The organism is Gracilimonas qinghaiensis (assembly GCF_046602855.1).
Lineage (GTDB): Bacteria > Bacteroidota > Rhodothermia > Balneolales > Balneolaceae > Gracilimonas.
This window is the reverse complement of the sequence record NZ_JBKINJ010000002.1, coordinates 444,637-459,266: the sequence shown is the minus strand read 5'-3', so window position 1 is coordinate 459,266 and position 14,630 is coordinate 444,637. Positions and strand designations below refer to the sequence as shown.

General features: G+C 42.8%; 13 protein-coding genes. 7 read left to right on the top strand and 6 right to left on the bottom strand.

The genetic code is table 11. The features are described 5' to 3' along the window. Positions 1 to 67: 67 nt before the first annotated feature. The gene (locus ACKGJO_RS11900) at positions 68 to 859 is read left to right on the top strand and encodes an Fpg/Nei family DNA glycosylase (protein WP_411323661.1); all 792 of its coding nucleotides are present in this window, start codon (positions 68 to 70) and stop codon (positions 857 to 859) included. Between the two features lie 78 nt (positions 860 to 937). After that, positions 938 to 1,327: a DUF2267 domain-containing protein gene (locus tag ACKGJO_RS11895; protein ID WP_411323660.1), complete on the top strand. Its 390-nt coding sequence runs from the start codon at positions 938 to 940 to the stop codon at positions 1,325 to 1,327. A gap of 106 nt (positions 1,328 to 1,433) precedes the next feature. Here ACKGJO_RS11895 and ACKGJO_RS11890 read toward each other — a convergent pair whose 3' ends face one another. Next, positions 1,434 to 3,113 carry a formate--tetrahydrofolate ligase gene (locus tag ACKGJO_RS11890; protein WP_411323659.1) on the bottom strand — a complete coding sequence of 560 codons (1,680 nt, stop codon included), beginning with the start codon at positions 3,111 to 3,113 and terminating at the stop codon, positions 1,434 to 1,436. Between the two features lie 248 nt (positions 3,114 to 3,361). Here ACKGJO_RS11890 and ACKGJO_RS11885 point away from each other — a divergent pair, with 248 nt between their 5' ends. From ACKGJO_RS11885 to ACKGJO_RS11870, 4 genes are all read left to right on the top strand, one after another. Further along, the gene (locus ACKGJO_RS11885; protein WP_411324092.1) at positions 3,362 to 3,553 is read left to right on the top strand and encodes a hypothetical protein; all 192 of its coding nucleotides are present in this window, start codon (positions 3,362 to 3,364) and stop codon (positions 3,551 to 3,553) included. After that, a complete protein-coding gene (locus ACKGJO_RS11880) occupies positions 3,469 to 3,828 on the top strand; it encodes a PH domain-containing protein (protein WP_411323658.1) in 360 nt (119 codons plus the stop codon). The genes ACKGJO_RS11885 and ACKGJO_RS11880 overlap by 85 nt, the downstream gene beginning before the upstream one ends. Before the next feature lie 99 nt (positions 3,829 to 3,927). Then, entirely contained in the window at positions 3,928 to 5,118 is a 1,191-nt protein-coding gene (locus ACKGJO_RS11875; protein WP_411323657.1) for an efflux RND transporter periplasmic adaptor subunit, read from the top strand. Then, on the top strand, positions 5,115 to 8,249 hold the full coding sequence (locus tag ACKGJO_RS11870; RefSeq protein WP_411323656.1) for an efflux RND transporter permease subunit: 3,135 nt from the start codon (positions 5,115 to 5,117) through the stop codon (positions 8,247 to 8,249). Before ACKGJO_RS11875 ends, ACKGJO_RS11870 begins: the two co-directional genes overlap by 4 nt. 470 nt (positions 8,250 to 8,719) lie before the next feature. Here ACKGJO_RS11870 and ruvA read toward each other — a convergent pair whose 3' ends face one another. The 4 genes from ruvA to dinB all read right to left on the bottom strand — a co-directional run bounded on the left by ruvA (position 8,720) and on the right by dinB (position 12,142). Further along, a complete protein-coding gene (gene ruvA / locus ACKGJO_RS11865; RefSeq protein ID WP_411323655.1) occupies positions 8,720 to 9,316 on the bottom strand; it encodes a Holliday junction branch migration protein RuvA in 597 nt (198 codons plus the stop codon). Between the two features lie 148 nt (positions 9,317 to 9,464). Further along, positions 9,465 to 10,040 carry a crossover junction endodeoxyribonuclease RuvC gene (gene ruvC, locus ACKGJO_RS11860; RefSeq protein WP_411323654.1) on the bottom strand — a complete coding sequence of 192 codons (576 nt, stop codon included), beginning with the start codon at positions 10,038 to 10,040 and terminating at the stop codon, positions 9,465 to 9,467. Positions 10,041 to 10,043: 3 nt separating this feature from the next. Further along, positions 10,044 to 10,889, bottom strand: coding sequence for an enoyl-ACP reductase FabI (locus ACKGJO_RS11855; RefSeq protein WP_411323653.1), 846 nt, complete (start codon positions 10,887 to 10,889; stop codon positions 10,044 to 10,046). A gap of 167 nt (positions 10,890 to 11,056) precedes the next feature. Continuing rightward, complete coding sequence (gene dinB / locus ACKGJO_RS11850; protein WP_411323652.1) at positions 11,057 to 12,142, bottom strand: DNA polymerase IV; 1,086 nt, start codon at positions 12,140 to 12,142, stop codon at positions 11,057 to 11,059. A gap of 121 nt (positions 12,143 to 12,263) precedes the next feature. On the opposite strand from dinB, the gene ACKGJO_RS11845 reads away from it, so the two are divergent. Continuing rightward, a complete protein-coding gene (locus ACKGJO_RS11845) occupies positions 12,264 to 13,046 on the top strand; it encodes a hypothetical protein (RefSeq protein WP_411323651.1) in 783 nt (260 codons plus the stop codon). A gap of 44 nt (positions 13,047 to 13,090) precedes the next feature. Here ACKGJO_RS11845 and ACKGJO_RS11840 read toward each other — a convergent pair whose 3' ends face one another. Beyond that, positions 13,091 to 14,620 (bottom strand): SulP family inorganic anion transporter, encoded by a 1,530-nt coding sequence (locus ACKGJO_RS11840; RefSeq protein ID WP_411323650.1) that lies wholly within the window; start codon positions 14,618 to 14,620, stop codon positions 13,091 to 13,093. Positions 14,621 to 14,630: the final 10 nt, after the last annotated feature.

Genomic DNA, 14,630 nt, shown 5'->3' with positions numbered 1-14,630 from the left:
AACTATTGAATGCCAGAACTTTAAGAAGAGTTATAAATGTACATACTTAGAATTAAGACCCCGCGATATGCCTGAATTACCGGAAATCATTCATTTTAAACACTATGTGGATTCGACATGCTTAAAACAGACAATTTCAGATATTGAAGTGAGAAAAGAAGATGTCTTAAGTAATTGCACTACAGCTGAACTTAGTGCAAAATTGAAAGGTGAGATGTTTGAAAAGACATCTCATTATGGGAAATATTTGTTTATTCATTCTACAGGGTCACACGATCTAGTGATGCACTTTGGTATGACTGGAAATCCGGTCTATTTCAAAAATGAAGAACAGACACCAGATTTTCCCAGGGTCCTTGTTCATTTTGAGAATGGCTATAAGCTCGCTTTTAACTGTATGAGAATGCTGGGAGAATTGGACCTGATAAAGGACAAAAAAGCTTTCATCAAGGCAAAAGATTTAGGCCCGGATGTATCCGATGAAAAGTTTGATTATGAAGCTTTCTATGCGCTAGTGCAAGATCGGGGTGGCATGATCAAATCATCCCTGATGGATCAGCAATTGATGGCCGGTATAGGTAATGAATGTTCTGATGAGATCTTATTTCAATCCCGCATTCACCCTAAAAAAAAGGTAAAAAGCCTAAGGGAAAATGAGTTGAAGACAATATTTGATAACGTGCGAAAAGTTATAAAGAAGAAGGTCGAAGCTTTAGATCATAACCGGGAACTACCGGATTCTTTTCTGCTAAAAGATAGAGAGGAAGGCGCTGAATGCCCCAACTGCAAAGGAGCTATCGAAAAGATTACTGTAGGAGGAAGATCAGGGTTCTACTGCCCTTCCTGTCAAGAAGCATGAATGAGAAACGTTCTGATTTTAAATAATGTTTAATTAGTAAATTACGTAAGACATTTTAATTTAAAATTGCAGAATTTCATGGCTATTCAACAAACACAAGATTACTACAAACAAGCATTGGAGACCCTTGATTTTGTTAAAGATGAAGAGATGGCTGAAGAGGTTGTAAAAGGAGTACTTGGAGTATTAACAAGCAAACTATCAGAGCAAGAAGCCAAAGAATTCACGGCTCAACTTCCTGACTATCTAAGTTATGAAAACCTACGCGGACATCAGGCTAATCCGTCCCCAACAACAGCAGGCGAGACGATAGACATATTATCGGATCATTTTAAAATTGATAACGAACAAGCTAACGAAGCCTTTCAACAAGTCATTGGCGTAGCAAAAGAACAAGCATCCGGAGAGATCAGTGATATAGCGGCAGAACTTTCAAATGATTGGCGAGAGGCTATTGACAAGGCATAGCACAATTATTTGCGAAGTTTATATAACGACATCTCGGATGATGTTTAAGAATGGATCAATTCAGAGACCCATTAAAAGGCCCCGAATAAGTTCAGGGCCTTTTGTTTTAGAACAATCCGGATATAACGCCATCATCGTCAACTGTCATATTAACGGCTGCCGGCTCTTTGGGCAGGCCGGGCATAAGCATCATGTTTCCGCAAATGATCACCAGAAAACCCGCGCCGGCAGAAAGCTGAACATCTGTGACGGTAAGGGTAAAATCTTTTGGAGCTCCTTTCAGAGCAGGATTATCAGAAATTGAGGATTGCGTTTTGGCCACGCAAATGGGGAGTTTAGCATATCCAAGTTTTTTGAAATGCGCCAGATTTTTGAGGGCTTTCTTTTCAAAATAAACACCATCTGCGTTATAGATCTCTATTGCAATGGTCTCAATTTTATCCTCAATGGATTCCTGAGTATCGTAGAGCATGATCTTATCAGGCTTTTTGTTTAACTCAGCTTGTCTCACCACTGCATTGGCTAAATCAGTGACTCCATCTCCACCCTTTTCAAAGCCATTGTGAGCCTCACATGGAACACCGAGCTTGGCGCAGAAGTCCTTAATCATTTTAACCTCTTCGTTTGTATCACCAATAAATTTATTGATACCTACTACAACCGGGGTTTTGAATTTATTCATGTTTTGGACGTGGGCAGCCAGATTTTCAAGTCCCTTTTGAAGTTCCCTGATGTGTTTTCCACTTTCCTTTGCTTCTTCCACGGTTACACCGCCGTGATATTTAAGAGCTTTAACGGTGGCCACAAGAACTACGGCTGATGGCCAGATATCTGATGTGCGAGCTACAATATCAAAGAACTTCTCTGCTCCCAGGTCGGCACCAAAACCGGCCTCAGTCACTACATAATCAGCGAGCTTTAAACCGATCTTATTGGCTATGATACTACTGGTTCCGTGAGCAATATTGGCAAAAGGTCCACCATGAATGAGAGCGGGAACGTGTTCAAGTGTTTGAACAAGATTAGGCATGATAGCTTCATTTAAAACCATAGCCATGGCTTCGTGGGCTCCTAGGTCTTTTGCCTTCACTGCCTCACCCGAGTGTTTGTAACCAACAACAATATTTCCAAGTCGTTTTTTAAGGTCGCTCCTTGAAGTAGCTAAAGACAGTATGGCCATGACCTCAGAAGCAGCCGTGATCATAAAGGCGGATTCTCTTGGTATTCCGTTTACTGGACCACCGAGACCAACCACGATCTGCCGCAAGGCTCGGTCATTCATATCCATGGCACGATTCCAAAGTGGGCTCGTGACATCGATATCCAGTTCATTTCCTTTGTAAATATGATTGTCCAGCATGGCGGTCAGTAAATTATGGGCCGTACCGATTGCATGAATATCGCCGTTAAAATGCAGATTTATGCGTTCCATAGGTATCACTTGCGAATAACCACCACCGGCGGCTCCCCCTTTGATCCCGAAAACGGGCCCTAACGAGGGTTCCCGTAAGGCTACCAATGAACTTTTTCCCAGCTTTTGTAAACCCTGACTCAACCCGATCGAGGTCAGAGTCTTTCCCTCCCCTGTTGGAGTTGGTGTGATAGCGGTCACAAGGATCAGTTTGCCATCCGGACGATCTTTGAACTTCTCCAACACGTTGAGGCGAATTTTACCGGTATACTTACCATAGAATTCAAAGTTATCCTCATCCAATTGAAGCTGGGCCATAAAATGCCGCATATGTTTCATAGGAGCTTGCTGGGCAATCTTGATATTGTCGATCATTGGAAGCGCTTTTTTGTTAGCGGAAAAATTTTAAATATGCACGAATATCCCTTACTGATGTGAAGGAAAGATAAATTCACTAAAATGAGAAATCCTAAAATAAATGGTCAGTCTGATACAGACGGCAATTGTAGTCTTTGTTTTATTTTTAGGTTGTATATATGCATGCTGTGAACAGTGCTATTTGTTATTTACTGATTTTCAACGGCTCTAACTCAGTATCAAAACCTTTTTAATATAATCAGATCATGAATAGACGAAAACAATTCAGAGCTCCATGGGATCTTAAACTCATTGTAATCACTTCAGTAGTGATCATCGTTTTTGGAGGCCTGGACTATACAACTCCGAACCTATGGCCCAGTATTCTTTTATGGGGTACTGTATTAGGAAGTGCCACTTTTGGGTATACGGTTACAACATACAAAATGGAAAATTAAAGATCTTGTGCCTTGGACGGTCAAAAGATATCCCCTTCTCAGAAATAAATAAGGTAGAAGAAAAGCCCAATACTATGTTAAGTTCATTTAGGAGGTGGTATTGGGGGATTATTCGGGTACCTCGGGAATTTAGTAACAGAATTTTAGGTAGTTATAAGGCTTACTCTACTCATACCAAACGGACTGTAGTGATTAATGCTAACGAGCAGATAGTAATTTCACCTGACAATTCAGAAGAATTTGTAGACACGCTACGTCAGCCGATAGAGGAATAAAGGGGATAAGGTCTTTAATAAAAGGTTTTACACGATATCCTGAACGCTTTAAAGAGGGCTCAAGTTAAATAAGTGCATATCAAGTAAATTAAAATCTACATGGGTTGGAAAAAGACACTTATTATTTCTATTTCAATATTAATAGGATCGGTTGCGGTGTTGGGATTGATCTTCTCTACTGAGCCCAAAGCTGAGCGTTCCGGGCTTGCAAAAGAAAGCGCGATGCTGGTGCAAGTGGAAACTGTTGAAAAAGGTAGGTTCAACCCAACTATCACAGCCACTGGTACGGTGCAGGCTTCACAAGAAATTATGTTGGGTGTACGAATAGAAGGTGAAGTCATATATCGTTCACCCAATTTTGTGCCGGGCAACTTTGTGGAAAAAGGGGATATATTAATGCAGATCGATTCTACAGATTATGTGAACGAGCTGATGCAGGCAAGAAGTCAATTGCGGCAGGCTGAATCTGCTCTTCAGCGTGAAATGGGTTTACAGGAAGCAGCAAAAAGGGAATATAAACTATTGGATGATACCTTATCCGAAGCTAACCGCGCACTGGTATTACGGCAGCCCCAGCTTTTAGCAACTCGCGCCCAGGTTGAGTCAGCGCAAGCTACAGTTAATCAGGTACAACTAAATCTTGATCGTACAACTATTCGTGCTCCTTTCAATGCTTATATCTTAGATCGATATGTGAACACGGGTTCGTTAGTATCACCGGGACAGGATTTGGGTCAATTAGTGGGGATCGACACGTATTGGGTCGAGGCGGCAGTGCCATTAAGTAAACTGCGTTGGTTTGATTTTGAAGGGGACGGAGGAGGGTCACCGGTACAAATCAGAAGCAGAACAGCCTGGGCAGAAAATGAGTATCGAGAAGGGACTTTATTCAAAATGCTTGGTTCGCTTGAAAACAATACCAGAATGGCGCAGGTACTGGTAGAAATTCAAGATCCGATGGCTATACAGCCAGGGAATGAGGATCTACCAAGGTTGATCATTGGTTCATTTGTTGAAGTAAACATTCAGGGTAAAGCTCTTGATGAGGTCGTAAAAGTAAATAGGGACCACATTCGAAATAATGAAACGACCTGGGTAATGCAAGGCGACTCACTGGATATTCGTGATATCGAGATCGATTTCCAAGATTCAGAATTTGCCTATATATCTTCCGGGCTGCAAGATGGAGATCAGATAGTCACTACCAACCTGGCCAATGTAACCCAGGGAGCTCCTCTTAGGCTTGAAGGAGAGGAAGCTGCGTCTAATGATAGCGGAGTAGGTGAATGAACAGGCAAGAAAATAAGCAAGGTTTCTTTTCGGACCCGATCAGCTTCATGGCCAGAAACCCTATTGCGGCCAATTTACTAATGATCATCCTGCTGGGTGGTGGGATCTGGTCTATGTTCAACATTCAGAAAGAGGTTTTCCCCGAATATGAATTGGATATTGTAGAGGTAAGTGTAGCCTATCCCGGTTCATCTCCGGAAGAAGTTGAACAGGGTATCTTGCGACCTGTTGAAGAGGCTATCCGTGGTGTACAGGGCATTGAGGAGATCACTTCGGAGGCAGGAGAAGGTTCCGGATCGGTTTCAATAGAACTGGTTGTAGGCTCCGATCGCATGCAGGTTTTTCAGGATATTGATCAGGCCGTCAATCGCATCACCACATTTCCCGATGATATTGAACAGCCGGAAGTGCGGCTACAATCAAATCAGAGGGAAGTAATGGAGCTGGGTCTCTATGGGGATGTTGATATATGGACACTCAGGAAGCTCGCAGAGCAGGTTCGGGATCAATTGCTCAGTCAGGAAAATATAACTCAGGTGGAATTGGGTAATGTTCCGGATTATGAAACCCATGTTGAGATACCCAGGCAAACGCTTAGGGAATATGATCTAACTTTAGGGGAAGTAGCGGAACTGATCAACGTTTCAAGTGAAGATGTACCTGCCGGTGCTGTGGAAACAAGTTCTGGTGAGATCCTGCTTCGCATAAAAGAGCGCAAGCAATGGGCAGATGAATTTGCTGAGATCGAGGTTATTTCTTCTGATTCGGGAGGAACGGTTCTGCTTGGAGATATAGCCGAGGTCCGGGATGGTTTTGTCGAGGAAGGCTTTCATTCCCAATTTAATCGAAAACCCTCAGTTGAGATACAGGTTTCAAGAATTGGAGAACAATCACCACTCGATATTGAGGAAACAGTGATCAGCGTTATGGATCAGGCATCAGAAAGTTTCCCTCCGGGTGTGCAATATCGCGTAGATGGAAACTCAGCCGAAGATTATCGCGAGCGTTTATCTTTATTAACGGAAAATGGTCTTCTTGCCATTCTGATAGTACTAATGATTCTGGCATTATTTCTTGAGTACCGTTTAGCCTTTTGGGTGATGATGGGTATGACGATCTCATTTGTAGGGGCTGTACTGTTTATGCCACTGGCGAATTTGAGTATCAATATGATCTCGATGTTCGGCTTCCTTGTTGTCTTGGGAATTGTAGTGGATGATGCGATCGTAGTGGGTGAGAATATCTTTGAGTATCGGCAGCAGGGCATGGGAAATCTTGAAGCTGCCATTGCCGGCGCAAAAGATATGAGTAAACCGGTTACTTTCAGTATTCTCACCAATATCATTGCTTTTGTTCCATTGTTGCTTATTCCCGGTACAACAGGGAAATATTGGTGGCCCTTACCCGCTGTGGTTATCATAGTGCTCGCGCTTTCCCTTTTTGAAGCGTTGTTCATACTTCCGGCTCACCTTGCTCACATTAAAGAAAAAAAGTCCTCAAAATTCATTGCGAAATTTGAATCCCTTCAGCGATCTTTTGCGGATAAATTCAATGGGTTCATAAATACAAAATATCGAAGATTTTTGGACTTGTGTATCCGAAACAGATATGTAACCCTTAGCTCGGCTGTAGGGCTGCTATTGGTTGTGGGAGGATTTGGATATAGTGATCATATGGGAATTGTACTGATGCCTGAGCAGCCTGCTGATGAAATCGAAGCGGGGGCATCCCTACCCGTGGGTACGACGAACGATCAGGCAGCAACAGTGGCGGAAGAGATCACGGCGGCATCGTATCGAATGTTCGAGGAAAATGATCTTTTTAAGCAAGCAGAAGGTATTAAGACAAATGTGCGAGGACAAAGTTTCATCGACGTGGAAATTGTGATGAAACCGCCCGCCGAACGTACCATGAGTACACGGGAGCTTATGGAATTATGGCGTGATAGCATTGGTGATATTGAAGGAATCGACCAGATCACATTTGATGTAGAAGCCGGACCTGGTGGTTATCTTCCTGATATAAGTGTTGATCTCAGTCACTCCGATATTGATGTATTGGAAGAAGCAAGTCAGGTTTTCCTTCAGCGAATGGAGGGGTATGAAAATACGGCCGATTTAAGTGATAATTACAATCGTGGAAAGCAGCAATTTGATTTCAAGCTTCTACCGGAAGCACGTAAACTTGGCCTTACATCTGATGAAGTGGGACAGCAAGTGAGGGACGGGTTTTTTGGTGCGTTAGCTATGAGGCAACTTCGTGGAACCAATGAGGTTGAGGTTCGGGTCAAACTTCCCAAGGAAGAACGCAAAGAGCTTTACAATCTGGAGGAATACCTAATTCGAACCGAAGATGGTGTTGAAGTCCCCCTATATGATATTGCAGAACTTGAAACCGGAGAAGCCTTTACGAGCATCAACCGCCGGGATGGACGCCGGGTTGTGGGAGTAAGCATGCATGTGGAGCCGGCAGCTGCCATCAATCAGGTCTTGTCTTCCATTCAAACCGAAGAATTGCCACGTTTACAGGAAGCTTTCCCCGGAATAACATGGTCGTTTGAGGGAAGTGATGCTGAAATGCGGGAATCAACCCAAGCTCTTTGGGGTAATTTCTTTCTAGCACTGCTCATTATTTACGCATTACTGGCTATCGCATTCAACAGTTATGCCCAGCCGCTTATTGTAATGGGGGCTATTCCATTTGGGATTGTGGGTGCTGTGATCGGACATATTTTACTGGGCTACGACCTTTCGCTCGTAAGTTTGATGGGTGTGATCGCACTTTCCGGAGTGGTTCTAAATGACTCCCTCATTATGATCGATTATGCCAATAAAAAGCGTAAAAAAGGTGAGTCGGTGTTTGATGCCATCCACGAGGCCGGACTTCGACGCTTCCGTCCTATAATACTTACTACCCTAACCACCTTTGGAGGATTAACGCCCATAATCCTGGAAACGTCGATTCAAGCTACTCAGCTGATCCCAATGGCAATTTCTCTAGGGTTCGGAATTGTGTTTGCGACCTCAATTATTTTAGTTCTGGTTCCATGTCTGTATATGATCCTTGAAGATTTGATATCGGCATTCAAAGAGAACCTGCTTGCAGAAAAGCATGAATTGGCTACAGAATAATAGGTTTCAACGAAAGTTCACCTATTGCTTTAGTAGAAAAATTCTTCGTTATTTTTGTTTGGTTTATAAAAGTGAATTCAGCATTTAGCCATGGAACCCAAACAGATCATTGAAACTTTTTTTGAAGAGCAACTTGGAGACACTTCTTAATATTTTTTATATAAAGACAAGAAACTGCTCAATGAAGGGCGTTATGTTGAGTTTGCTGAAGAGCAGTTAGGTAAAGCAAAGAAAATATTTCTGTCCGTATCATTTTCATTGTTACTTTGTTCCTGGTATGGAATAATTAGCCTAATTGAATATGGTGAAGAACCAAATTGGTTTGATCTTACTATTGGCCTCGGATGTTGGTTAGGTCTGGTAGGAATAGTTTTTTACGCCTCCAAAGAATACTACACCATCAGAAGCTCGATGAATTTATTTATTAAGATGATGAAGAAAGATCTGGATACAGAGTTAGATATGTAAGACTACTTATTCAAACTCGCCAGGGCTTTTTTAATGACTATCGAAGCATCTTCACTATCGGTTTCTTTGAGAGCTTTCATCACTGCCTGCTCCGATTCTTTTTTCTTGAATCCTAGTGATTCCAAGGCAGAAATGGCTTCACCTGTAACGCTGGATTCGGATGAAGAAGTAGGGGTAACTCCTGCAGAGGCCGCATATTCAGCAAGCTTGTCCTTCAATTCTACAATTATTCGCTCTGCCGTTTTCTTGCCAATGCCCGGCACTTTGGAAAGGGTTGCGGCTTCGCTGTTTGTAATAGCTCCAATAAGTTGATCAGCAGGTAATCCGGATAAAATAGTAAGTCCTAATTTGGGCCCAACGCCTTTTACGGTTATCAGTTTTTCAAAAAGAGCTTTTTCATCCGAAGAGAAAAAACCAAATAAACGCTGATCGCTGTCGGTGATGTGATGGTAGATGAGCAACTTTACTTCTGAACCGGCGCTTTCCAATTGCTCCTGGGTAATTGAGGAAATTTCAACCCGGTACCCTACACCGGAGACATCAAGGATCACAAGTCCTTCTCTTTTTTCTTCGATGTAACCTTTTAAAAATGCGATCATGTGTTATTCATTTCTATTGTAGCGGTGTATTGCATACACCTTTGTTAGATTCAAACATCAGGGCGAATGCGATTCGCCCCTACGGTATTTCATTGTATCTCGTTCCGTAGCTCTGCTGCGGAATGCCTAATGGAGGCTCTGCCTCCAGCTACATTCCCTTAACCCGATCCGGATTATCTGCCACAAAACTCGCCCAATCTCCTTTCTTATTATTCTGGTGCGTTTTCTTATTTGATGAACCCGGGATTCCGCGACCTTTCATCATATGACACCAAGCTACGGCAAGTGCATCTGTCGCATCATTGGACAGTTTTTCATCGGGAAGCTTCACCATCTTGTTCAGCATAAAAGCAACCTGCTCTTTGCTGGCATTTCCATTTCCGGTGATGGATTTCTTTACCACCTTTGGGAAATACTCAACAGCCGGTAGCCCGTTGTTAGTGATGGCCAGCATGGCAGCTGCCTGTGCCCGTCCCAACTTCAGCATAGCCATGGGGTCTACTCCATAAACCGGTGTTTCTACTGCGCATGATGTTGGTTTGTTAGAGCGAATGATGGCAGAGACTTTATCAAAAATAACCTGTAAACGCTCGGCATGATCATCGATATCAGCCATACGGATCACATCACACCTTAAGGCGATCAGTTTTCCGTTTTCTTCCGTTAACAGGGCATAGCCTGTGTTACGGGAGCCGGGATCAATACCGAGGATTATATCAGGCATACATTATTCGTCGTTGCCGTTATCATTTTCAGAATAGAGTTTCGCCAAGTCGTTGATCATCTCTTCAGAGATACCGGAAGTCACAAATCCACCATCGTGATATAGATTCTGCATTGTTACCTTTCGGGTAAGGTCAGAGAATAAGGTCACGCAATAATCTGCGCATTCATCTGCGGAAGGATTACCCATCGGGGCGATCATATCGGCAAAGGTATACATGCCATCAAAGCCTTTTATACCTGTACCGGCAGAGGTTTTTGTAGGAGCTTGAGAAACAGTGTTCACCCGAATTCCTCTTGGGGCAAGGCGGCTTCCATAGTTCCGGGCAATACTTTCGAGTAAAGCCTTGGCATCATTCATATCTGAATATTTTGAGAATATGCGTTGTGCACCAATAAATGACAGGGCTAAGATGCTTCCACCATCATTCAGGATTTCGGCTTGCTCTGCATGATGTAAAACGCGGTGCAACGAGATCGCAGAAATATCCAAAGTCTGCTGCATCCAGTTATAATTAAGGTCGGCGTATTCCTGTTTCTTGCGCACATTAGGGGACATACCAATGGCATGAAGAATAAAGTCAACTCCACCCAGATGTTCTTTGGTCTGACTCATCAGGTCCTTGATCTCATCATCCTTTGTTACATCACATGGTATGATAGGGGCGCCGGTTTCTTCGCCCAAGGCATCAAGAGCTCCCAATCGCAAAGCGACGGGGGCATTAGATAATACAAACTCAGCTCCCTCACGCTTACATGCCAGAGCAATTCTCCAGGCAATACTGCGCTCATCCAAAGCGCCGAAAATAATTCCTTTTTTCCCTTTTAATAATCCGTAGCCGTCACTCATGTTTTATAAATTTCTTATTGTTGAATGGTTTGTGGGGAAATTCACGATAATATCGGTAAAATGATAGTAGGTATTGTGTGCCTGTGTTAAAATGTTAGGGTGTTACAGTGATTTATGCTTGCCACTGCAACCCGTAAAACATTCGCACTTTAACTCCTGATTGAATACTAAAACGAAAGTTCCAACTGCTCCCAAACTGTATTCTCATTTAGATTTAGATTAGACAATGTGATTCCTAATAATCTTACAGGGCGGTTTCCAACTTCGGTTTCAGCCATTAGTTTACGTACTACATCCATAATATCCTGATACCTATTGGTGTAATGGGATAAGGAGTAACTTCGGGTAATGGTCTCAAAATCCTTATATCTGACTTTCAGGGTTATGGTCTTGCCGGCTGCGTTGATCTTTTTCATTCCTTCGGCTATGGTCTGCGTCAATTCATCGAGAAAATTATTGATCCATTCCAGGCTATCTATATCTTCCGAGAAAGTTCGTTCTTTACCGTAAGACTTTCTTATACGATGGGGTTTTACTTCCCGATGGTCAATACCCCTTACAATTCTGTAGTAAAATCGACCTGATTTACCGAAGGCCTTAACCAGATCGATCTCACTCCATTGTTTCAGGTTTGCTCCGGTTTTTATTCCAACGGCATGCATTTTCTTTTGAGTAGCCTTGCCGACACCAAAGAATTTTTTGATATCCAGTTCCTCCAAAAAGTCCTCAGCTTTTTCAGGGGTTATGAGTGTGAGACCGTTTGGTTTGTTAATGTCTGATGCAACTTTAGCAAGAAACTTATTATGTGCCACGCCAGCAGAAGCCGTCAATTGGGTTTCCTCAAAAATGCGATCCTTGATGTACTTTGCGATCAACGTGGCGGATGGGATATCTTTATGGTTTTGGGTGACATCCAGAAAAGCTTCATCCATAGAAAGAGGCTCAACCAGATCGGTATAATCAAAAAAAATCTCCCGAATTTGTCTCGAAACTTCCCGATAGGCCTCGAATCGTGTTTTCACGAAAATGGCATGAGGACAAAGCCGGATTGCCTGTGAGGCTGGCATGGCTGAATGAACCCCATATTTTCGAGCCTCGTAGCTGCAAGTTGCCACAACTCCTCGCCCGCTGGGTGAACCACCTACAACTACAGGCTTTCCCCGTAGAGTGGGATTATCCCGCTGTTCTACAGAAGCGTAGAAGGCATCCATATCTACATGAATGATCTTTCTTATGGGAAATTTCAGTTCCATAACATAAATTACACATATACTTTGTAGTATAAAAGCAGATCAGAAGTTAAATTTGGAACAATTGAGTTTTATTGATGCTTAAATTAGCTGTAACAAAAATAATCCAATAAATATGAATTTCATGATCCCATCTAAATTTATCGGAATTCTCTCCCTGTTAATCATTTTAACAGTCTCTTATGGATGTACAAATAATCCGCCAGGCAGTGGAGGTGGTGGTGGCGAATTTAGTTATGATCATCAGCAGAACCCGGGGCTTTCTGCCAACGACCTTCTTTCGGATGAATCCTTTTCAGAATTGATCGTCGAGATCGATTATATGCCCGGATACGCTCCGAATACTAGAGCACTTGATAGTTTGAGAGCCTTTTTGGAACAGAGATTGAATAAAACATCTGTAACTATTCTTGCGCCAACCCAGATTCCATCCGGTGATCAAAATTCCTATTCAGCTAATGATGTGCGAGAAATTGAAAGTCAGCGGAGAAATAACTTTTCAGAAGAAGGCATATTGGCAACCTATCTGCTAATAACAGATGGTTACTATACTCAGCAAAACGTACTTGGTATAGCCTATTACAATACCTCTAATGCGTTCTTTGGCCCCGCCTATGATGATGCCTCAACCGGTTTTGGTTCACTAACGCGTTACCAGGTAGAAGCGATATCATTCAGGCATGAATTTGGTCACCTATTAGGCCTTGTAAATGTACCTGGATCAGGAACAGATATGCAGACAGATCATCAAGATGAGCAAAACGGAAGCCATTGTGATAATGAAAGCTGCCTGATGTACTATGCCATGCAGCGTTCTGACCTCATTGAACAATTGTTCAACGACGAAACCATTCCGGTACTTGATGCCAATTGTATCGCTGATATTCAGGCAAACGGTGGTAAATAGCTGTAGTAAAAGAGGCTCACTAAAGAGCCTCTTAATATTATACTTTAGATCTTATCCAAAGCTAGTTTGTAGGTTGGGTCTTCCATTACATTTACATCAATGATGGCATTGGCGTTATGTAGCATTTTTCGGCAATCTTTACTTAGATGCTTTAGGTGAACCGTTTTCCCGACCTTACTGTAGCGCTCGGTGATCTTGTTCAAAGCTTCAATGGCTGACATATCTACCACTCTGCTTTCCTCAAAATCGATGATAACCTCATCAGGGTCGTTCAGTACATCAAATTTTGAGTTGAATACCGAGACAGACCCAAAGAAAAGAGGGCCATAGATTTCGTAATGTTTTATTCCTTGCTCATCAATATGCTTTCGGGCACGGATCCTCTTGGCGTTATCCCAGGCAAAGACCAATGCAGCAATGATCACCCCAACCAAGACAGCAAGTGCCAGGTTATGCAATACCGCTGTTACCAAGGTCACCATCACCATGACAAAGATATCAGAGATAGGCATTCGGTTAAAGGTTTTTAAACTCGCCCACTCAAAGGTCCCTATAGCTACCATGATCATCAGGCCGGTCAGTGCGGCCATTGGCAACAGTTCTATCATTCCTGAGCCAAACATGATGAAAACAAGTAACATCACCGCGGCCACAATACCAGAAATTCGAGTCCTGGCTCCTGAAGACACATTGATCAAACTTTGGCCGATCATAGCGCAACCACCCATTCCTGAAAAGAAACCGGAGAAGATATTGGCAGTGCCCTGTGCCACTGCTTCCTGATTTCCATTTCCACGAGTTTCAGTGATCTCATCAATGATGTTAAGCGTCAGTAAACTTTCGATCAGTCCAACCCCGGCCATGATCACTGAGTAGGGAAGAATAACCATGAATGCTTCCCAGGTAAATGGAATTTGTGGGATATGGAATGGCGGAAATCCACCTTGAATTGAGGCAATATCACCAACGGTTTTAGTCTCGATCCCAAACACTACTACAACAGCAAAAATGGTCAAAATAGCGACCAATGATCCCGGGATCTTTTTACTGATCTTAGGCATCAACCAAATGATAGCCATAGTAGAAATCACTAATCCGAGTAATATGTAAAGTGATTGTCCGGTCATCCATTGTCCGGTTGGTGTTTTAAACTGATCCAGTTGGGACATGAAAATGATGACGGCCAAACCGTTCACAAACCCAAAAATTACAGGGTGTGGAACAAGGCGCATTAGCTTACCCAGCTTAAGCAAACCGGCGGTTATCTGAATTAATCCGGCCAAAACAACTGCAGCGAAAATATATTCGGGTCCGTGAGATAAAGCCAGAGCTATTAGAATAACGGCTACCGCTCCCGTTGATCCTGATATCATGCCCGGGCGTCCTCCAATAATTGAAGTGACCAACCCAACCATAAAGGCAGCATACAATCCGGTAAGTGGAGAAAGTCCGGCGATCATTGCAAAAGCAACGGCTTCCGGAATCAGAGCCAGCGAAACGGTAATGCCAGCTAAAATTTCAATTTTATAATCAATCTTATCATTGAGACCAAAAAGGTCTAAATATTTTTTCATATAGTTTTAG